This is a genomic window from Streptomyces sp. NBC_00568, from assembly GCF_026341855.1.
Taxonomy (GTDB): domain Bacteria; phylum Actinomycetota; class Actinomycetes; order Streptomycetales; family Streptomycetaceae; genus Streptomyces.
In genome coordinates this window covers 2729679-2748794 of sequence record NZ_JAPENW010000001.1, presented here as the reverse complement: position 1 = coordinate 2748794, position 19116 = coordinate 2729679, and the positions used below count along the sequence as shown (strand labels likewise).

15 protein-coding genes are annotated in these 19116 nt (G+C 69.8%); 6 read left to right on the top strand and 9 right to left on the bottom strand.

The features are described from left to right. Positions 1-31: 31 nt before the first annotated feature. On the bottom strand, positions 32-706 hold the full coding sequence (locus OOK38_RS11840) for a Crp/Fnr family transcriptional regulator (protein WP_006382668.1): 675 nt from the start codon (positions 704-706) through the stop codon (positions 32-34). A gap of 336 nt (positions 707-1042) precedes the next feature. Here OOK38_RS11840 and nth point away from each other — a divergent pair, with 336 nt between their 5' ends. From nth to OOK38_RS11825, 3 genes are read left to right on the top strand one after another with little or no spacing between them, the layout of a single operon-like run. Beyond that, entirely contained in the window at positions 1043-2113 is a 1071-nt protein-coding gene (gene nth / locus OOK38_RS11835; protein ID WP_266761072.1) for an endonuclease III, read from the top strand. A gap of 52 nt (positions 2114-2165) precedes the next feature. Then, positions 2166-2879 carry a CoA pyrophosphatase gene (locus tag OOK38_RS11830; RefSeq protein WP_266761074.1) on the top strand — a complete coding sequence of 238 codons (714 nt, stop codon included), beginning with the start codon at positions 2166-2168 and terminating at the stop codon, positions 2877-2879. Between the two features lie 13 nt (positions 2880-2892). Further along, the gene (locus OOK38_RS11825; RefSeq protein WP_266761076.1) at positions 2893-4092 is read left to right on the top strand and encodes a MarP family serine protease; all 1200 of its coding nucleotides are present in this window, start codon (positions 2893-2895) and stop codon (positions 4090-4092) included. A 15-nt stretch (positions 4093-4107) separates the two neighbouring features. Here OOK38_RS11825 and OOK38_RS11820 read toward each other — a convergent pair whose 3' ends face one another. The 6 genes from OOK38_RS11820 to OOK38_RS11795 all read right to left on the bottom strand — a co-directional run bounded on the left by OOK38_RS11820 (position 4108) and on the right by OOK38_RS11795 (position 12541). Then, positions 4108-4287 carry a hypothetical protein gene (locus OOK38_RS11820; protein ID WP_266761078.1) on the bottom strand — a complete coding sequence of 60 codons (180 nt, stop codon included), beginning with the start codon at positions 4285-4287 and terminating at the stop codon, positions 4108-4110. 163 nt (positions 4288-4450) lie between these two features. After that, positions 4451-5401, bottom strand: a complete 951-nt coding sequence (locus OOK38_RS11815) for an alpha/beta fold hydrolase (RefSeq protein ID WP_266761080.1) — start codon at positions 5399-5401, stop codon at positions 4451-4453. Further along, on the bottom strand, positions 5398-5874 hold the full coding sequence (locus OOK38_RS11810; protein WP_266761082.1) for a phage holin family protein: 477 nt from the start codon (positions 5872-5874) through the stop codon (positions 5398-5400). Before OOK38_RS11810 ends, OOK38_RS11815 begins: the two co-directional genes overlap by 4 nt. A 43-nt stretch (positions 5875-5917) precedes the next feature. Then, positions 5918-7312, bottom strand: coding sequence for a Na+/H+ antiporter NhaA (gene nhaA, locus OOK38_RS11805; protein WP_266761084.1), 1395 nt, complete (start codon positions 7310-7312; stop codon positions 5918-5920). A gap of 291 nt (positions 7313-7603) precedes the next feature. Further along, entirely contained in the window at positions 7604-9604 is a 2001-nt protein-coding gene (gene acs, locus OOK38_RS11800; protein ID WP_266761086.1) for an acetate--CoA ligase, read from the bottom strand. A gap of 567 nt (positions 9605-10171) precedes the next feature. Beyond that, positions 10172-12541 (bottom strand): SulP family inorganic anion transporter, encoded by a 2370-nt coding sequence (locus tag OOK38_RS11795; RefSeq protein ID WP_266761088.1) that lies wholly within the window; start codon positions 12539-12541, stop codon positions 10172-10174. 338 nt (positions 12542-12879) lie between these two features. On the opposite strand from OOK38_RS11795, the gene OOK38_RS11790 reads away from it, so the two are divergent. Continuing rightward, positions 12880-14154: a hypothetical protein gene (locus tag OOK38_RS11790; protein ID WP_266761090.1), complete on the top strand. Its 1275-nt coding sequence runs from the start codon at positions 12880-12882 to the stop codon at positions 14152-14154. A 59-nt stretch (positions 14155-14213) separates the two neighbouring features. On the opposite strand, the gene OOK38_RS11785 is transcribed toward OOK38_RS11790, so the two are convergent. After that, positions 14214-15194, bottom strand: a complete 981-nt coding sequence (locus tag OOK38_RS11785; protein WP_266761092.1) for an ATP-binding protein — start codon at positions 15192-15194, stop codon at positions 14214-14216. A gap of 101 nt (positions 15195-15295) precedes the next feature. Between OOK38_RS11785 and OOK38_RS11780 the strand changes: the two genes are divergently transcribed. After that, positions 15296-16120 (top strand): Fic family protein, encoded by an 825-nt coding sequence (locus tag OOK38_RS11780; RefSeq protein ID WP_266761094.1) that lies wholly within the window; start codon positions 15296-15298, stop codon positions 16118-16120. A 367-nt stretch (positions 16121-16487) separates the two neighbouring features. Here OOK38_RS11780 and OOK38_RS11775 read toward each other — a convergent pair whose 3' ends face one another. Further along, on the bottom strand, positions 16488-17321 hold the full coding sequence (locus OOK38_RS11775) for an HAD family phosphatase (RefSeq protein ID WP_266761096.1): 834 nt from the start codon (positions 17319-17321) through the stop codon (positions 16488-16490). A 571-nt stretch (positions 17322-17892) separates the two neighbouring features. Here OOK38_RS11775 and ssd point away from each other — a divergent pair. Next, positions 17893-18987 (top strand): septum site-determining protein Ssd, encoded by a 1095-nt coding sequence (gene ssd / locus OOK38_RS11770; RefSeq protein ID WP_266761098.1) that lies wholly within the window; start codon positions 17893-17895, stop codon positions 18985-18987. The last annotated feature ends 129 nt before the right edge of the window (positions 18988-19116 follow it).

The following is a 19116-nucleotide window of genomic DNA, read 5'->3' as shown; positions in this document are numbered from 1 at the left end:
GCGGGACCCCGTCGTCGTACGGCGGAAGGTGTCAGCGCGAGCGCTTGGCGAGCCGCTCCACGTCCAGGAGGATCACCGCGCGGGCCTCCAGGCGGAGCCAGCCGCGGCCCGCGAAGTCGGCGAGCGCCTTGTTGACGGTCTCGCGGGAGGCGCCGACCAGCTGGGCCAACTCCTCCTGTGTCAGGTCGTGCACGACGTGAATGCCCTCTTCGGACTGCACGCCGAAGCGGCGCGACAGGTCGAGCAGGGCGCGCGCGACACGGCCGGGCACGTCGGAGAAGACCAGGTCGGACATCTGGTCGTTGGTCTTGCGCAGGCGCCGTGCGACGGCGCGCAGCAGCGCGGCGGCCACCTCGGGCCGCGCGTTCAGCCACGGCTGGAGGTCGCCGTGGCCGAGGCCGAGCAGCTTGACCTCGGTGAGTGCGGTGGCGGTCGCCGTGCGCGGGCCCGGGTCGAACAGCGACAGCTCGCCGATCAGCTCACCGGGGCCGAGGACGGCCAGCATGTTCTCGCGCCCGTCGGGGGAGGTGCGGTGGAGCTTCACCTTGCCCTCGGTGACCACATAGAGGCGGTCGCCGGGGTCGCCCTCATGGAAGAGAGCATCGCCTCGCGCGAGGGTCACCTCACTCATGGAGGCGCGGAGCTCCGCGGCCTGCTCGTCATCGAGCGCCGCGAAGAGCGGGGCGCGCCGCAGAACGTCGTCCACGAGTTCTCTCCTTGTCGACCTGCTCAGGGGATCTTGCTCCCCCTTGGTACCAGGGGACCGTGTTCCCCATCTTGCCGGACGGTCCAAACAGTGTGATCAGTCACAAGTCTGCCGCACTGGCGTCCCAACGAGTGCGGCAGGGGGCCAATTGGGGGCCGATCTTCAGGGTCCGGGGCGGATGTCGGTGCCGGGCTCTAGGCTGGCCGGGTGTCCAAATCGCCGGTGAGAGCACAGGCCAAGGGGGCTGGGCGGGTGGTTGTACGTCGCGATTCCGCTGTGGGCGAACAGGCCCCCGACGGAACCAAAGAAACGACAAAAGCGACAGGGTCGACGCCGGTGAAGGCGGCACGGAAGACCGCACGGAAGGCGGCACCGAAGGCGGCCGCCGAGGAGGGCGCGAAGAAGAGCGCCCGTCAGACCGCCAAAAAGGCGACGCCCGCGAAAGCGGCCGCCAGGAAGGTGACGCCGACGAAGGCGGTCGCCAAGAAGGCCGCCTCCGAGAAGGCCGTCGCCAAGAAGGCCGTCGCCAAGAAGGCCGTGTCGGCGAAGGCGGCCTCCGAGAAGGCCGGGTCCGCCGGAGCCACCGCCAGGAAGGCGGCGCCCGTGCCGCACGCCGCCCCCGAGCCGCCGCGGAACGAGTCGCACACCGCTCTCGTCCGCCGGGCCCGCCGCATCAACCGCGAGCTGGCCGAGGTGTACCCGTACGCCCACCCGGAGCTGGACTTCCAGAACCCCTTCCAGCTGATCGTCGCCACGGTCCTGTCCGCCCAGACGACCGACCTGCGGGTGAATCAGACGACACCGGCGCTCTTCGCCAAGTACCCCACCCCCGACGACCTCGCCGAGGCCAACCCGGAGGAGGTCGAGGAGATCCTGCGCCCGACCGGGTTCTTCCGGGCCAAGACCAAGTCGGTCATAGGGCTCTCCAAGGCCCTGCGGGACGACTTCGGGGGCGAGGTGCCCGGCCGCCTCGAGGACCTCGTCAAACTGCCCGGCGTGGGCCGCAAGACCGCCTTCGTCGTGCTCGGCAACGCCTTCGGGCGGCCCGGGATCACCGTGGACACCCACTTCCAGCGGCTCGTGCGGCGCTGGCGGTGGACGGCCGAGACCGACCCGGACAAGATCGAGGCGGCCGTCGGCGGGCTCTTCCCGAAGAGCGAGTGGACCATGCTGTCGCACCACGTGATCTTCCACGGCCGCCGGATCTGCCACGCCCGCAAGCCCGCCTGCGGCGCCTGCCCCATCGCCCCGCTCTGCCCGGCGTACGGGGAGGGCGAGACCGACCCCGAGAAGGCGAAGAAGCTCCTGAAGTACGAGAAGGGCGGCTTCCCCGGTCAGCGGCTCAACCCTCCGCAGTCCTATCTGGACGCGGGCGGCATCCCCGCACCCCCACTGGGCGCCGGATGACGGAACGAACACGGCCCCGGCGGGCGTTGGGGATTGCAGAACGGGGGTGGCGATGACGCGCGCAGGCAACACACAGGACGCGAGCAACACGCAGGGCGGGCCGGTGGTCCTCAGCAAGGACGGTCTGCCCGACTGGCTGGGACCGGTCGCGCACGCCGCGGAGACGGTGGAACCGCTCCAGCTGAGCCGCTTCCTGCCGCCGTCGAACGGCACGGGCCGTCAGTCCGCGGTGCTCATCCTGTTCGGCGAGGGCGGCCGCGGCCCCGAGCTGCTGCTCATGGAGCGCGCCGGCACCCTCAGATCGCACGCCGGGCAGCCGTCCTTCCCCGGCGGCGCGCTCGACCCCGAGGACGGCGACCCGAAGGCCGACGGGCCGCTGCGGGCCGCCCTGCGCGAGGCCGAGGAGGAGACCGGCCTCGACCCGGGCGGCGTCCAGCTCTTCGGCGTGCTGCCCAAGCTGTACATCCCGGTCAGCGGCTTCGTGGTCACCCCGGTCCTCGGGTGGTGGCGCCGCCCGACCCCGGTCGGCGTCGTCGACCCGGGCGAGACGGCCCGTGTCTTCACCGTCCCCGTGGCGGATCTCACGGACCCGGCGAACCGCGCGACCACCGTGCATCCCAGCGGTCACCGGGGTCCGGCATTTCTGGTCGAATCGGCCCTGGTCTGGGGTTTTACCGCCGGGGTGATCGACAAGATCCTGCACTTCGCGGGCTGGGAGCGCCCGTGGGACCGCGATAAGCAGGTCCCGCTCGACTGGCGCGCATGACAAGGTGACCTCCGTGAATGTGCTGGACATTTTGTTGCTGGTCGCCGCTGTGTGGTTCGCGATCGTGGGCTATCGCCAGGGCTTCGTCGTCGGCATCCTGTCGGTGATCGGCTTCCTGGGCGGTGGTCTCGTCGCCGTCTACCTGCTCCCGGTCATCTGGGGCTGGGCGACCGACGACAGCGAGGTGAGCACGACCGCGGCCGTCGTGGCGGTGGTCGTCGTCATCGTCTGCGCCTCCGTCGGCCAGGCCCTCACCACTCACCTCGGCAACAAGCTGCGCCGGTACATCACCTGGTCCCCCGCCAGAGCCCTGGACGCGACCGGCGGCGCCCTGGTGAACGTCGTGGCGATGCTCCTCGTCGCCTGGCTGATCGGCTCGGCCCTCGCCGGGACGACACTGCCGACGCTCGGCAAGGAGGTCCGCAGCTCCAAAGTGCTGCTCGGCGTGTCCCGCGCGCTGCCCTCCCAGGCCAACACCTGGTTCGCCGACTTCTCCTCGGTCCTCGCCCAGAACGGCTTCCCGCAGGTCTTCAGCCCGTTCGCCAACGAGCCCATCACCGAGGTCAAGCCGCCCGACCCGGCGCTCGCCGGCAGCCCCGTCGCCACCCGCTCGCAGAATTCCATCGTCAAGGTCATGGGCACCGCCCAGAGCTGCGGCAAGGTCCTCGAAGGCACCGGCTTCGTCTTCAGCGACCGCCGGGTGATGACCAACGCGCACGTGGTCGGCGGAGTCGACGAGCCCACCGTCCAGATAGGCGGCGAGGGCAAGAAGTACGACGCCACGGTCGTCCTGTACGACTGGGAGCGCGACATCGCCGTACTCGACGTACCGGACCTGAAGGCGCCCGCGCTGCGGTTCAGCGCGAAGGACGCGAGCAGCGGCGACAGCGCGATCGTCGCGGGCTTCCCGCAGAACGGCTCGTACAACGTCCAGCCCGCGCGCGTACGCGGTCGCATCACGGCCAACGGCCCGGACATCTACCACCGCAAGACGGTGCGCCGGGACGTCTACTCGCTGTACGCGACGGTCCGTCAGGGCAACTCCGGCGGACCGCTGCTGACACCCGACGGCAAGGTCTACGGCGTGGTCTTCGCGAAGTCGCTCGACGACGCCGACACCGGCTACGCGCTCACCGCGGACGAGATCCAGGAGGACATCGCCAAGGGGCGTACGGCCAACCAGCAGGTGGACAGCGACAGCTGCGCGCTCTGACCGGCGGGCAGGGCCTCAGCCGCGTGGATGGCGCAGCCGCATCGAGACCCAGCGGGCCCGGCGGCGCAGAATGTGCGGAATCCCCACGCGAGGATCCGTGCCTGTCAGCTGCGGGGTGCCCCTCTGATGGGAGCTCAGACCCGTGGCCGAGCGGCGATTGCGTGCTGCGTCACTGTAGTCGTGCGTCCAGCCCATACCCCGACGTCTGCCCCCGCCCCAAGGTCGATAACCTCGCCCCAGCCCCTCAATTGGCCTATGCGCGAGGCAATTGGCCGTTCGAAGAACAGGCGTTCACCGTCCGTATTTCCGGGCGTGACACCGGGCGCGTTCGGGCGATCACGCAAGGGTGACCGGGGTGTCACCGGTCGGGTTCCGGATCCTTCAGCCAGTTGACCAGCTCGGTGGAGAAGGCGACCGGATCCTCTTCGTGCGGGAAGTGCCCGAGCCCGTCGAACAGCCGCCAGCGGTACGGCGCTTCGACGTACTCCCCGGAACCCGCCGCGCTCCGCGTCCGCATCACCGGATCGAGCGAGCCGTGCAGATGCAGCGTCGGCACCCGCACCGGCCGCTTCATGCGCCGGTTGAACTGGATGCCGTCCGGGCGCGCCATGGACCGCACCATCCACCGGTACGGCTCGAGGGAGCAGTGCGCGGTCGACGGGATGCACATGGCGCGGCGGTACGTCTCCACGGTTTCGTCGTCCGGCTGCCGCGGCCCCGACCAGTCCCGTACCAGACGGCCCACCAGGGCGCCGTCGTCCGCGAGGAGTTGGCGCTCCGGGATCCAGGGTCGCTGGAATCCCCAGATGTACGAGCCCGCCGCGGTCTGCTTGACGTCGGAGAGCATGGCGGAGCGCCAGCGCCGCGGATGCGGCATGGACGACACCGCGAGCCGGCGGACGAGCTTGGGCCGCATGACGGCCGCCGTCCACGCCAGATAGCCGCCGAGATCGTGCCCGACCAGCGCGGCGTCGGGCTCGCCGAGGGACCGTACGACCCCGGTGATGTCGAGCGCGAGGTTGGCGGGGTCGTAACCGCGCGGGGTGCGGTCGCTGCCGCCGACGCCCCGCAGGTCCATGGCCACGGCCCGGAACCCGGCGTCCGCGAGCGCGGCGAGCTGGTGCCGCCAGGTCCACCAGAACTGCGGGAAGCCGTGCAGCAGCAGGACGAGCGGCCCGTCGCCGAGCTCGGCGATGTGGAAGCGCGCGCCGTTGGCGGCCACATCCCGGTGGATCACTTTGCGTCCGCCGGGAAGGTCGATCCGTACGGCCGAGGTGGGTTGCGCCGAAGGTGTGGCGGGGTCCGTCATGAGGATGAGCGTGCCACAGCCTTGACGACGTCCTCGACCGGCTCGGGCCGGGGGTGCGGCTTGGCGTTCTGCAGAACACCCGCCGTCTCCTTCATCGAGGCGGCCACCTTCTGCGGGCCCTGGCTCTTCTTGGCCTTCTTCGCGAAGATCACGCCGACCAGCGCGAGTACGCCCGCGACCAGCACGTTCGCCGCGAACGACAGCACGAAGCAGATCGCGAGATTCCAGTCGCTCCAGGTCCGGATTCCGTACGCGAGGGCGAAGCTGAGCATCGGCAGGGAGAAGATCAGTACCGCGCCGGCCGCCGAGAACGCGCCGCCGCTGACCGCGCCGCGCTTGACGTCCTGCTTGAGCTGCGCCTTCGCCAGGGCGATTTCGTCGTGCACCAGTGCGGACATCTCGGTCGTCGCCGAGGCGACCAACTGGCCGATGCTGCGTTCGGCGCCGACCGGGCTGCCGTCGGGTGCGCTCATCGCGATCTCCCTCTTCTGCATGTGTTTGTACGGTCCTGTCAGATCATGCCGGACCGTCGTTCCCCTCGCTTGCCCCACCCGCCACTTCGGCAAGCCTGCGATGCTCCGCGGCCTTCCGCTCGTAGATGGCGGCCATGCGCAAGTGGTACGCCGGGTTGTCCTGTTCGTAGATGTCCGGGATGCCGTCGAGGTCCTCGTCGCGCTCCTCGTCCTCGCACATCGCGCGGTACTTGGCGTTGCGCAGCTTCAGCAGCGCCGTGGCGAGTACGGCCGCGATGAAAGAGCCGATCAGGACGGCGGCCTTGGTCTCGTCGGTGAGGCTCGTGTTGCCTTCGAAGGCGAGTTCGCCGATGAGCAGGGAGACGGTGAAGCCGATTCCGGCGAGGGTGGCGACGGCGGCGACGTCCGCCCATTCCAGGTCGTCGCTGAGTGAGGCCCGGGTGAACCGGGCCGTCAGCCACGTACCGCCGAAGATGCCGACCGCCTTGCCGACGACGAGTCCGAGCACCACGCCGAGTGTCTCGGGCCGGGTGAACACATCGCCGACCGCCCCGCCGGAGATCGAGACGCCGGCGCTGAACAGGGCGAACAGCGGCACGGCGAGTCCCGCCGACACCGGGCGCACCAGATGTTCGATGTGCTCGCCGGGGGAGTGCTCCTCGCCCTCGTGCGGGTGGCAGCGCAGCATCAGGCCCATCGCGACGCCGGCGATGGTGGCGTGGATGCCGCTGTTGTACATCAGGCCCCAGATGACCAGAGCGAGCGGGACGTACAGGTACCAGCCGTGCACGCCCTTGCGGAGCAGCAGCCAGAAGACGCCGAGGCCCACGACCGCCCCGCCGAGCGCGGCGAAGTTGATGGAGTCGGTGAAGAAGACCGCGATGATCAGGATCGCGAACAGGTCGTCGACGACGGCGAGGGTGAGCAGGAAGGCGCGCAGCGCGGACGGCAACGACGTTCCGATGACGGCGAGCACGGCGAGCGCGAAGGCGATGTCGGTGGCGGTGGGGACGGCCCAGCCTTCGAGTGAGCCTCCGCCGGCCAGGCTGGTCAGGACGTAGACGAGTGCGGGAACGGCCATGCCGCAGACCGCCGCGACCACGGGCAGCACCGCGGCCTTCGGGTCCCGCAGATCCCCGGCGACCAGTTCGCGCTTCAGCTCGATCCCGGCGACGAAGAAGAACACGGCCAGCAGTCCGTCGGCCGCCCAGTGCTCCACGGACAGATCGAGCCCGAGCGCGGCCGGCCCGAAGTGGTAGTGCGAGACGGTCTCGTAGCTGTCCGGCAGGGTGTTCGCCCAGATCAGCGCCGCGATCGCCGCGATCAGCAGCAGCACCCCGCCCACGGTCTCGGCGCGCAGCGCGTCCGCCACGAAGTTCCGTTCGGGCAGGGACATCCGGCCGAAGAACTTACGGGCGGTGGAAGGGGGCGCGGCCACGGGGAGGACCTCCGGTCGAGCAGGCAGGACAAAGCACTCGCCGACCAGACTTCCCGGCACACCATGAACGATCTTGTCGCGTCCTTGACGCTTTCCTTACTTTACCTAAGATGCGGCCGGGTCGGTGCGGGAACCTCACATTACGGCGAAACCGGGCGCGGGGGGCTGTCGGTTGCGCTGAGAGGGGCACTTCGGCGGCTCGGGGGCGGTCCCGCCCCCAGGACGACGCGAGGGGTGTGGGAGCACCGGGTGCTCCCACACCCCTCAGGGCCGGGCGGGGGTGAGTCCGCGTCAGTCCTCGCTGGGAGCGGCCGGCAGCTTCGCCTGGATCAGGTCCATCACCGTGGAGTCGGTGAGCGTCGTGACGTCACCGAGCTCGCGGTTCTCGGCCACGTCGCGCAGCAGGCGGCGCATGATCTTCCCCGACCGGGTCTTCGGCAGCTCGGCCACCGGCAGGACCCGCTTCGGCTTGGCGATCGGACCGAGCGTGGTGCCCACGTGGTTGCGCAGGTCCGCCACCAGTCCGGCGTCCTCGGCGGAAGCCGTCCCGCGCAGGATGACGAAGGCCACGATCGCCTGTCCGGTCGTCTCGTCCGCCGCGCCCACGACCGCCGCTTCGGCGACCGACGGGTGGGAGACGAGGGCCGACTCGACCTCGGTCGTCGAGATGTTGTGCCCGGACACGAGCATCACGTCGTCGACGCGCCCGAGCAGCCAGATGTCGCCGTCGTCGTCCTTCTTGGCCCCGTCCCCGGCGAAGTACTTCCCCTCGAAGCGCGACCAGTACGTGTCGAGGAACCGCTGGTCGTCGCCCCAGATCGTGCGCAGCATGGACGGCCACGGCTCGGTCAGCACGAGGTAACCGCCACCGCCGTCGGGCACCTCGTTCGCCTCGTCGTCGACCACCGTCGCCGCGATGCCGGGCAGGGCCCGCTGCGCCGACCCCGGCTTCGTCTCGGTGACTCCGGGCAGCGGCGAGATCATCATCGCGCCGGTCTCGGTCTGCCACCAGGTGTCCACGATCGGCGTACGGTCCCCGCCGATGTGCTTGCGGTACCAGATCCACGCCTCGGGGTTGATCGGTTCGCCGACCGACCCGAGCACCCGCAGCGACGACAGATCGAACTTCGCGGGGATGTCGTCGCCCCACTTCATGAACGTACGGATGGCCGTGGGCGCCGTGTAGAGGATCGTCACCCCGTACTTCTGGACGATCTCCCAGAACCGGCCCTGGTGCGGCGTGTCCGGCGTCCCTTCGTACATCACCTGCGTCGCGCCGTTCGAGAGCGGTCCGTACGTGATGTAGGAGTGCCCGGTGACCCAGCCGATGTCGGCCGTGCACCAGTACACGTCGGTCTCCGGCTTGAGGTCGAAGACGGCGTGGTGGGTGTACGAGGCCTGCGTGAGGTAGCCGCCCGAGGTGTGCAGGATGCCCTTCGGCTTCCCGGTGGTCCCGGAGGTGTAGAGGATGAACAGCGGGTGCTCGGCGTCGAACGCCTCCGGCGTTTGCTCGGTCGACTGCCGTCCGACGATGTCGTGCCACCACACGTCGCGGCCCTCGGTCCAGGCGACGTCCTCGCCGGTACGACGCACGACCAGCACCTTGTCGACCCCGTCGACCCGGTTCACCGCTTCGTCGACGGCCGGCTTGAGCGCGGACGGCTTTCCGCGCCGGTAACCGCCGTCGGAGGTGATGACCAGCTTGGCGTCGGCGTCCTGGATGCGGGTGGCGATCGCGTCCGCGGAGAACCCGCCGAAGACCACCGAGTGCGCGGCGCCGATACGGGCGCAGGCCAGCATCGCGACGACGGCCTCGGGAATCATCGGCAGGTAGATGGCGACCCGGTCGCCCTTGCCGACGCCGAGCTCGGTGAGAGCGTTCGCGGCCTTCGACACCTCGTCCTTGAGTTCGGCGTAGGTGATGGCCCGGCTGTCGCCCGGCTCACCCTCGAAGTGGATGGCGACGCGGTCGCCGTTCCCGGCCTCGACATGCCGGTCCACGCAGTTGTACGCGACGTTCAGCTTTCCGTCGGCGAACCACTTCGCGAACGGCGGGTTCGACCAGTCCAGCGTCTCGGTCGGCTCGGTGGCCCAGGTCAGGCGGCGGGCCTGCTCGGCCCAGAAGCCGAGCCTGTCAGCCTTGGCCTGCTCATACGCCTCCGCGGTGACATTGGCGTTCGCCGCCAGGTCGGCGGGCGGCGCGAACCTGCGCTCTTCCTTCAGCAGGTTGGCCAGGCTTTCGTTGCTCACGACATCTCCCTTTCCCAGGGTGTCCGTTGTGTCCCAGGCCACAGCTCATCAGACCGGGGGGCTCGGTGACAAGGCCCGATCCGAAATTGGTTTAGACCTATCCTGTGTCGCTGGTCCGGGCCTTCGGTCCGCGCGGCACGTCCTCGCCGCGCGGCACGGCCCGGCGCCTCTCACGAGAACACACGAAGTCCGCACCCTGAGGCACGTACCCTCCGGCCACCGGGTTCACTTCGACCACGCACATAGACCACGGACATCGACCACGCCCACTGGGCCGACTGACCCGAGGAACGGAGAGGGCTGTCCCTCCCACCGCGGACGCGGGAACCCCACACGCCCTACACCGGATACTTCTCCCCGCCCCACACCGGATACTTCTCCCCCTGCCGGCCGAGATTCCCCCGCCCCCGCCCCACCCTCGCCGCCCCTGCCCCTCACGCATCCTGTTTCGCGACCGGGCGTGTCGACGATCCCCTCGCCGTGGCCGCCGTGGCCGCCGTGGCCGCCGTGGCCGCCGTAGCGGCTGTGGCCAGCGGGGCCGGAGCATCGACAGCGGGGGTTGTACGTGGTGCGCGGCCCTGCCGACCGGGGCCGCGCACCACCGCCCGATCACGCCGGATGCCGCAGGTCCTCCGCCGCGCCCACGTGATCGAACAGCTCGGCCCCGTCGGCGTCGGCCAGCAGATACGCCTGGGCCTCACCCACGTGGAAGTACATTCCGTGCAGCTCGAGCACGCCCTCCCGCAGGGCCCGCGCCACGGACTCGTGCGCCCGCAGGTGCTCCAACTGCTGCACCACATTGGTCAGACAGAGCTGCTCCACCGTGTCGGCGGGCGCCCGTCCGGCGAGCCGCGCCCACGGCCTGTCCTTGGCGGCCATCAGGTCCAGGCTCGGCTGCCCGTGCCGCAGCCACCGCTTGAGCGGAGTGAGCGCCCCTCCGGGCTCCGAGGCCAGCAGGGCCTGCATGGCTCCGCACCCGGAGTGCCCGCAGACCGTGATGGACCGCACCTTCAGTACGTCCACCGCGTACTCGATGGCCGCGGCCACCGAGTCGTCCCCGCTCTCCTCTCCGGGCATGGGCACCAGGTTGCCCACATTCCGTACGACGAAGAGATCTCCCGGACCACTGGAGGTGATCATCGAGGTCACGAGCCGAGAGTCGGCACAGGTCAGGAACAGCTGGGACGGCCGTTGCCCCTCCCGTGCGAGCCGGGCCAGCTCATCGCGCACCAGGGGTGCGGTGTTGCGCTGGAACGCGCTGATACCGCGCGCCAGTTGGTGTCCGCTCGGTCTGGCCTCGCCGGTTCCCTCGTCCTGCCCGGCCGAAGGGTCGTTCGAGGAAGCGGACTCCGGGACGGCGGAGGCCTCGCACTGATGGTTCCGCCAGGGCGTCCAGGGCCGGCAGCGGCAGTGCGTGGAATTCGCGGGCTCGGCGATCCGCTGTCCGGTCCGGCCGGTGAGCTCGACCGTGCCGCCCTGGGCGGTGTGCGTGCTCTGCCAGTCGTGCAGCGACTCGTACGCGGCGTGGTCCATGAACGAGCCGTCCAGCTCCACGACGGTGTCGGCTCCTCGGGGCACCAGATGCAGGGCGCGGCTGAGTCGAGGCACCGCGAGGAACGTCAACTGCCCTCGTACGTGTACGTGATGGACTCCTTCCTTCTCGTCGTGGGTGATCCGGGTGCGTCCGAGACGGTGCAGGGCGACACCGACGGCCACGGAGACCCCCAGCGCCACGCCCTCGAGAACTCCGAGGAACACGACGCCGAGCGTGGTGACGGCGTACACCAGCACTTCGCGGTGGCGGGTGACCGTGCGGATGTGGTGCAGGGACACCATCTGGATGCCGACGGCCATCACCAGGGCGGCGAGCGATGCGAGGGGGATCAGCTCCAGGATCGGGACCATCAGCAGCGCGGCAACTACTACGAAAACGCCATGCAGCATCGTGGAGTTCCGGCTGATGGCACCTGCTTGCACATTCGCGGAACTGCGCACCGCGACGCCGGCGACCGGCAGTCCGCCGAGCGCGCCGGACACGACATTGGCGGCGCCCTGCCCGAGCAGTTCCCGGTCGAGTCGGGAACGGCCCACGTGCGCCTGGAGTTCCGGGCGGCCGCTCACCAGCTTGTCCACCGCGACGGCGCCGAGCAGTGACTGCACGCTGCACACCAGCGTCACGGTGAGGATGGCGGCGGCGATGCCGAGCACCGGGCCTTCGGGCAGCCCGGCCAGCGCGTGGCTGCTCCAGGACGGCAGGTCGACTCTGGGGAGCGTCAGCCCGGCGAGGGAGGCGGTGGCGGTGGCTCCGGCGACGGCGACCAGCGCGGCGGGGACCTTGCGCAGCATCCGCCCGGTGCGCCCGGGGATACGCGGCCAGGCGAACAGCAGCGCCAGTGTCAGCGCGCTCATCGACACCGCCGCGGGGTGCATGTGTGCCACCTGGTCCGGCAGCGCGACGAGGTTGTCCAGGACGGAGCTCTGCGGGATGCCTCCCAGCACGATGTGCAGCTGGGCGACGGCGATGGTCACGCCGATTCCGGCGAGCATGCCGTGCACGATCGCGGGGCTGACGGCCAGGGCCGTGCGGGCCACGCGCAGGCAGCCGAGGCCCAGTTGGGTGATTCCGGCGAGCACGGTGATGGCGCAGGTCGCGCGCCAGCCGTAGTGGTGGATGAGCTCGGCCGTGACGACCGTGAGGCCGGCGGCGGGTCCGCTCACCTGGAGCGGTGAGCCGCCGAGGCGTCCCACGACGAGTCCGCCGACGGCCGCGGCGACGAGGCCGGCCTGGAGCGGGGCGCCGGTGGCGAGGGCGATGCCGAGGGACAGCGGCAGGGCGATCAGGAAGACGGCGATCGAGGCCGACAGATCTGCGCCCGCGATACGGAAGCGGCGGGGCGGGGTCGGCGGGGGGCTGTGGGGTGGGTGGACGTGCGCGGGCCGAGTCGAATCGGCGGCGCGGGTGGGGACGCAGGCAGACATGGTTCCCGTCTCCTCCGGGGCAGCGCGGTCGCGGAACAGGTGGTCCCCCGTCCACATCGGCGGGGGGCGGGTCGCGGCCGTGGGTCACGGCGTGCAGCGGCGGGATTTTCAACGCTCGGTAAACGGATCGTAATGCAGGGTAAAGGGTTCATGCCGAATATAGGAGCAAATGGGGCATTGAATCACCCCTTGGGGTGAAGTGGGCTTTTGATCGGCTTGTCGTACTTATTACTTCTCGGTCCCGTGAAACCTTGACGGCGCTGTCGGTACATAGCCGTACATAACCGCGACAGCGCCCTGATCGGCGTTGACCCGACCGAGAAAAAGGAGGGCGGAAAATGGCCGCCACCCAGAGGATCGCCGCGGGTGTAGCACTCGCAGCGGCCTGCGCCACCGCGCTCGCCGGTTGCGCGGGCGGTACCACCGCTGCTCAGGAAGGCGCGCACGGTGCGAAGAAGGCGGCGGGGGCCCCTGCGGCACCCAGGGCCGCGGTCCGCCTGATCGGTGACGGTTCCACCTCGTACACCGGGGCGCAGCCACATCTGCCCCGGCCCGAACGGCTGAAGCCCGGTCAGAAGCCCCCGCAGTTCGTGGTCTTCTCCTGGGACGGCGCCGGCGAGGACAGCCAGAAGCTCTTCTCCCACTTCCGGAAGCTCTCCAAGGCCAACAAGGCGACGATGACGTACTTCCTGAGCGGCGTGTACATGCTGCCGGAGGACAAGCGCGACCTGTACCGGCCGCCGCAGCACACGCCCGGCAGCTCGGAGATCGGTTTCAACGACGAGCAGGGCATCCGTGACACCGTGAAGCAGTTGCGTGGCGCGTGGCTCGAGGGCAACGAGATCGGTACGCACTTCAACGGCCACTTCTGCGGTACGGAGGGCGGGGTCGGCCAGTGGTCGGTCGCGGACTGGAAGAGCGAGATCGCCCAGGCGAAGTCGTTCGTGAAGTCCTGGAAGACCAACGCGGGCCTGACGGGGGCGGCATCACTGCCCTTCGACTACGACAAGGAACTCATCGGTGCCCGCACCCCCTGTCTGGAGGGCCGGCAGAACTTCATGAAGGCGGCCCACCAGCTGGGCTTCCGCTACGACACCAGCGGCGTCAACGACCAGCTCTGGCCGAAGAAGGAGAGGGGCCTGTGGGACCTGTCGATGCAGCTTGTGCCCTTCCCCGGGCACTCCTATGAGCAGCTCACCATGGACTACAACTTCATGGTCAACCAGTCGGGCACCCAGACCCAGGGCGACCCCGGTAAGCAGCGGTACTGGGGGGACCAGATGCGTGACGGCCTGCTCAGGGGCTTCGGCCGCGCCTACGACGGCAACCGCGCTCCCCTGATCATCGGGAACCACTTCGAGTCCTGGAACGGCGGCAACTACATGCGTGCCGTCGACGAGGTCGTCGAACGCGTCTGCACCAAGACCGACGTGCGCTGTGTCTCCTTCAGGCAGCTCGCCGACTGGCTCGACGCCCAGGACCCGGTCACCCTCGCCAAGCTCCGCGGCCTCCAGGTCGGTGAGGCGCCGAAGCAGGGCTGGGCGTCCTTCCTCTCGGGCCGCCCGGCCCCCGCCCCGAAGGGCGTCCCCGGGGCGCCGGCGGCCAAACCGTAGCGGCGCCCCGGGCCGGCCTGTCGCTCATGCCGTAGTGACGCTTCGGGCCGGCCGGCCGCTCAGGCCGCTGCCATCGGACTCTCGCCGAGCACGAAACCGGGGTCGACCTGTTCCGCGAGGTCCGCCCCGGTCTTGGCGTTGCCCCAACTGGTTGCGTTCTTCAGGTGGAACTGCACCATCTGGCTCGTGTACCGCTCCCAGTCGCGCAGTTCGTACGTGGCGTCGGCGGCGGTCCGCAAGGCGTGCAGCGAACGCCGGTTGACCTCCTCCAGGAGCTCGAACCGGGGCGGGCGGCCCTTCTCCATGGCGCGCACCCAGTCCGAGTGCCCGACCGTCACGAGGAGGTCGTCACCGACCTCCGCTCGCAGGAAGTCGATGTCGTCCTGGCCCTGCACCTTGTTGCCGACGACCTTCAGGGCGACGCCGAAGTCGCGGGCGTACCCCTTGTACTGGCGATAGACGGAGACTCCCTTCCGGGTCGGTTCGGCGACGAGGAACGTGATGTCGAAGCGGGTGAACAAGCCGGACGCGAAGGAATCGGAACCCGCCGTCATGTCGACGACGACGTACTCGCCCGGGCCGTCGACGAGATGGTTCAGGCAGAGCTCCACCGCACCGGTCTTGGAGTGGTAGCAAGCCACTCCCAGGTCGGCCTCGGTGAACGGGCCGGTGACCATCAAACGGACGGCGCCGCCGTCGAGTTCCACCGGCCGGGCGCAGGCGTCGTACACCGGATTGGCCTCATCGACGCGCAGCAGCCGTGAGCCCGCACCGGGCGGGGTCGTCTTGATCATCGTCTCGGCGGACGTGATGCGTGGATTGGAACCGCGGAGGTAGTCCTTGATGAGCGGCAGCCGCTCGCCCATGGCGGGCAGCGCGGCGGCCTCCGTCTCTTCGAGCCCGAGCGCGGCCCCCAGGTGCTGGTTGATGTCGGCGTCCATGGCGACGACCGGCGCCCCTGAGGCGGCGAGGTGGCGGATGAAGAGCGACGACAGCGTGGTCTTGCCGCTGCCGCCCTTCCCAACGAAAGCAATTTTCATGTTCACCAAGCGTAGTGCGACTGTAGCTCTGGGTGCTCGCGGCGCGTGAAGAAGACCACTCCTTCGTGGGGTGTGGTCTCTGGGTGCGTAATGTCGTACTCATGAGTACGACAGGTGCGACCGCCGACCCGCTCGCGGTCCTGGGTTCGCTTCCCGGGGTGGCCGAATCCGTGGAATCCGTCCGCAAGGCCGTGGACCGCGTCTACGGGCACCGGATCATGCGGCGTCGCGGCAACGAGATCACGTCCGAGGCGGCGCTGCGCGGGGCCCGCGGTTCCGCGGCGCTGTCCGGTGCCGACTGGGCCCTCGAAGAGGTGCGCCGGCGTACCGACTTCAGCGCGGACGACGAGGGCCGCACGGTCGGCGCCGCCCTGCGGCTGACCTCGGAGGCGGGTCAACTTCTGTCCATCTGGCGGCAGTCGCCCCTGCGTGTGCTGGCCAGGCTGCACCTGGTGGCGGCGGCCGATCAGGGTGACGAGGTCGGCCGGCCGCGGCAGAACGGGGAGCAGGTGGACGAGCCTCTGGTGGAGCTGCCGCTTCCCGACGCGAACGAGGTCGCCGGTCGTCTGGAAGGTCTTTCGCAGCTCATCATCGCGGGCGGCTCGGCCCCCGCCCTGGTCACGGCGGCCGTCGTCCACGGTGAACTGATCGCCCTGCGCCCCTTCACCTCCCACAACGGCCTGGTCGCGCGCGCTGCGGAACGCATCGTCCTGATCGGCAGCGGCCTGGACCCGAAGTCCATCTGTCCGGCGGAGGTCGGCCACGCGGAACTCGGCCGTGCGGCCTACCTCGCGGCACTGGACGGCTACGTCTCCGGAACCCCGGAGGGCATGGCCGCCTGGATCGCCCACTGCGGCAGGGCTGTCGAGCTGGGTGTCAGGGAGTCCGCCGCGGTCTGCGAGGCGCTCCAGCGCGGCGCCGCGTAGCGGGCGCCCGACTCCCCGGAAAAGGGATGCGGCGGTACGAGTTCTCGTACCGCCGCTGGCACGTTCACCGGGTTACCAAGCGTCCTCGATATTTGCCCATCAGGTCGGGAACTTCTGCCCGTTACCTGGTGCGGCTGGCCCGTAATCGACGGGTCGACGTCGCGTGGGTGCTCGATGTTCATGCTCGGTCCGTGGGGCCGGGTTGCGTTTGAAGGTGATCCTCTCGGATGTCCTTGGTCTCGCGGGCCGTTAAACCCTTTGTACTCCAGGTCCGGAGGAAGCGGAACCCCTGGCCGCACTTCTTTACTTTTAGGTTCAAAAGGGTGAGTAATAGACATTAATATGCCGCACGCGTACGCGTGACGGCTCACGCGACCGACGCGCGGCGCCGGCTGGCGTACCAGACGAGCCCCGCCGTAGCCGCCGCCGCTCCTATCGCGGCCGCCGCGACCAGTGCGGGCCGAGGAGGCACGGACAGGGCCGGCAGCCGCTGCTTCAGCCGGACCGGACGGTGGAAGTCCAGGATGGGCCACGCGCGGGCGACCGCCTCGCGGCGCAGTGTGCGGTCCGGATTCACCGCGTGCGGATGCCCGACGGACTCCAGCATCGGCAGATCGGTCGCCGAGTCGCTGTAGGCGTAGCAGCGGGGGAGGTCGTAGCCCTCGGACGCGGCCAGCTCCTTGATCGCTTCGGCCTTCGTCGGTCCATAGGCGTAGTACTCCACCTCGCCGGTGAAGCAGCCGTCCTCGCCGACGACCAGGCGGGTCGCCACCACACGGTCCGCGCCTAGCAGTTCGCCGATCGGCTCGACCACCTCGGCACCCGACGTGGACACGATCACGACGTCGCGGCCGGCCTTGTGGTGCTGCTCGATGAGCGACGCGGCCTCGTCGTAGATGATCGGGTCGATGAGGTCGTGCAGTGTCTCGGCGACGATCTCCTTGACCTGCTGGACGTTCCAGCCGCGGCACATCGCGGACAGGTACTTGCGCATCCGCTCCATCTGGTCGTGGTCGGCGCCGCCCGCCAGGAACACGAACTGGATGTATGCAGTGCGCAAGGCCGCCCTGCGGTTGATCAGCCCGCCTTGGTAGAACGACTTGCTGAAGGTGAGCGTGCTCGACTTCGCAATGACCGTCTTGTCCAGGTCAAAGAAGGCTGCTGTACGAGGCAAGGAGTGGTTTTCCACGAGGTTGAGCATAGGGCCCACCATTCGGCGTAAGGTGAGGCGCGTGGGTTTGCCTGAGAGGGCTCTCGGGTACACCATGGAAGTCACGGATCGTTCGCGACCGTGCTAACCCGGTCCGACTCCTCCCCCCCCGAGTCGGCCGTGGGGACGACCCCCGCTCTCCCCCCCGGCGGGGGTCGTCGCATGTCCGGATGGGTTTTCCCCTCTTCTGCGCGGCCCCGGAGCCTTCTCGGCACCGTTGATTCCGCCCTCTTCGCGCACTCGCGATTCGTCACTGTGCGTAGCCGTTGGGATGCTCTGCGGAAGTCGTTGAGCGCTCACCGGTAGGGGTGAAGGCGATATTCACAGCCGCTGAGTTGTCCACAGTTTTCGACCAAGATCCACACGATTTCCGGGATCGCTGCACGGTGATTCCCACGCGCCCCGTTCGCGGCCAGTTCATGGCCGGTTCCGTTTGTCGGACGCGTTTGGCCGGTTCGTATCGGCCGTTCATATGGAGGCCGCTTGCCGGATCTCCGCATGAGCGGGAATCGCGGGGTCCTGGAGGGCCCCGCGCAGGAAGCAGCGAAGGGGGCTGGAGATCGTGGCGGGAGCCATCACCCATGACCGGCCGCCCACCGCCGAGGGGCGGCAGGGCGGACCATTGATCGTCACCGAGGACGTCGACCTCCTGGACGACCTGCTGCGGCTGTGCGCGGCGGCGGGAGCACGCCCCGAGGTCCACCACGGGATTCCGGAACGCAGGGGCAGCTGGGAGGCGGCACCCCTCGTCCTCGTCGGAGACGACGCCGCAACGCGTGTGCGTGGGGCCGCGCGGAGAAGGGGAGTGGTGCTCGTCGGCCGGGATCAGGACGATTCCGGAGTCTGGCGGCGCGCTGTCGAGATCGGCGCCGACCACGTCCTTGTGCTGCCGGACGGCGAGCAATGGCTTGTCGACCGCATCGCCGACGTGGCCGAAGGAGTCGGCCGGCCCGCCCTGACCGTCGGCGTACTCGGCGGCCGCGGTGGGGCCGGGGCCTCCACGCTGGCCTGCGCGCTCGCCCTCACCTCGGCGCGTGAGGGAAAGCGCACCCTGCTCGTGGACGCGGACCCTCTCGGTGGCGGACTCGACGTACTCCTGGGCGGAGAGGCTTCCGAGGGCCTGCGCTGGCCGGCGTTCGCCGCGTCCCGCGGCAGGGTCGGCGGCGGCGCGCTGGAGGAGTCCCTGCCCGAACTGCACGCGCTGCGGGTCCTGAGCTGGGACCGGAGCGACGCGGTCACCATTCCTCCGCAGGCGGTACGTGCGGTGCTGGCCGCCGCCAGACGGCGCGGGGGCGCGGTGATCGTCGACCTGCCCCGCCGTATCGACGAGGGTGTCGCCGAGATCCTCGCCCAGCTCGATATGGGGTTGGTGGTGGTCCCGGCCGACCTGCGCTCCATCGCGGCGGCCGGGCGGGTGGCGTCCGCGGTCGGCATGGTCCTGCGCGATCTACGGGTCGTGGTGCGGGGCCCTTACGCACCGGGCCTGGACGACCGCGAGGTCGCCCGCCTGCTCGACCTGCCCTTGGTGGGCGAAGTGCCCGCGGAACCTTTCCCGTTGGACGGCGGGCCGCCTCCGGGGAGCATGCCGAGGGGGCCTCTGGCCCGGTTCTGCGCGGCCTTCTGGCAGCGGGTTCCGGTCGAAGGAGGGGACGTATGAACAGGGACGCCGCAGGCACAGACCCCGCCGGGGCACTCGGCAGGCGACCGGGACCGAGGTCTCAGGTCACACATGAGGGCTCTCCGTACGGGTGGACGGAGGCGCGGGACGGACCAAGGCGCTACCTCT

Excerpts from the sequence above, each read along its gene's own strand:
- OOK38_RS11830 (WP_266761074.1), top strand. The coding sequence starts at position 2,166 with ATGACGCGCGCAGGCAACACACAGGACGCGAGCAACACGCAGGGCGGG.
- OOK38_RS11820 (WP_266761078.1), bottom strand. The coding sequence starts at position 4,287 with ATGGGCTGGACGCACGACTACAGTGACGCAGCACGCAATCGCCGCTCG.
- OOK38_RS11815 (WP_266761080.1), bottom strand. The coding sequence starts at position 5,401 with ATGACGGACCCCGCCACACCTTCGGCGCAACCCACCTCGGCCGTACGG.
- OOK38_RS11810 (WP_266761082.1), bottom strand. The coding sequence starts at position 5,874 with ATGAGCGCACCCGACGGCAGCCCGGTCGGCGCCGAACGCAGCATCGGC.
- OOK38_RS11795 (WP_266761088.1), bottom strand. The coding sequence starts at position 12,541 with ATGTCTGCCTGCGTCCCCACCCGCGCCGCCGATTCGACTCGGCCCGCG.
- OOK38_RS11790 (WP_266761090.1), top strand. The coding sequence starts at position 12,880 with ATGGCCGCCACCCAGAGGATCGCCGCGGGTGTAGCACTCGCAGCGGCC.
- OOK38_RS11785 (WP_266761092.1), bottom strand. The coding sequence starts at position 15,194 with ATGAAAATTGCTTTCGTTGGGAAGGGCGGCAGCGGCAAGACCACGCTG.
- OOK38_RS11780 (WP_266761094.1), top strand. The coding sequence starts at position 15,296 with ATGAGTACGACAGGTGCGACCGCCGACCCGCTCGCGGTCCTGGGTTCG.
- OOK38_RS11775 (WP_266761096.1), bottom strand. The coding sequence starts at position 17,321 with ATGCTCAACCTCGTGGAAAACCACTCCTTGCCTCGTACAGCAGCCTTC.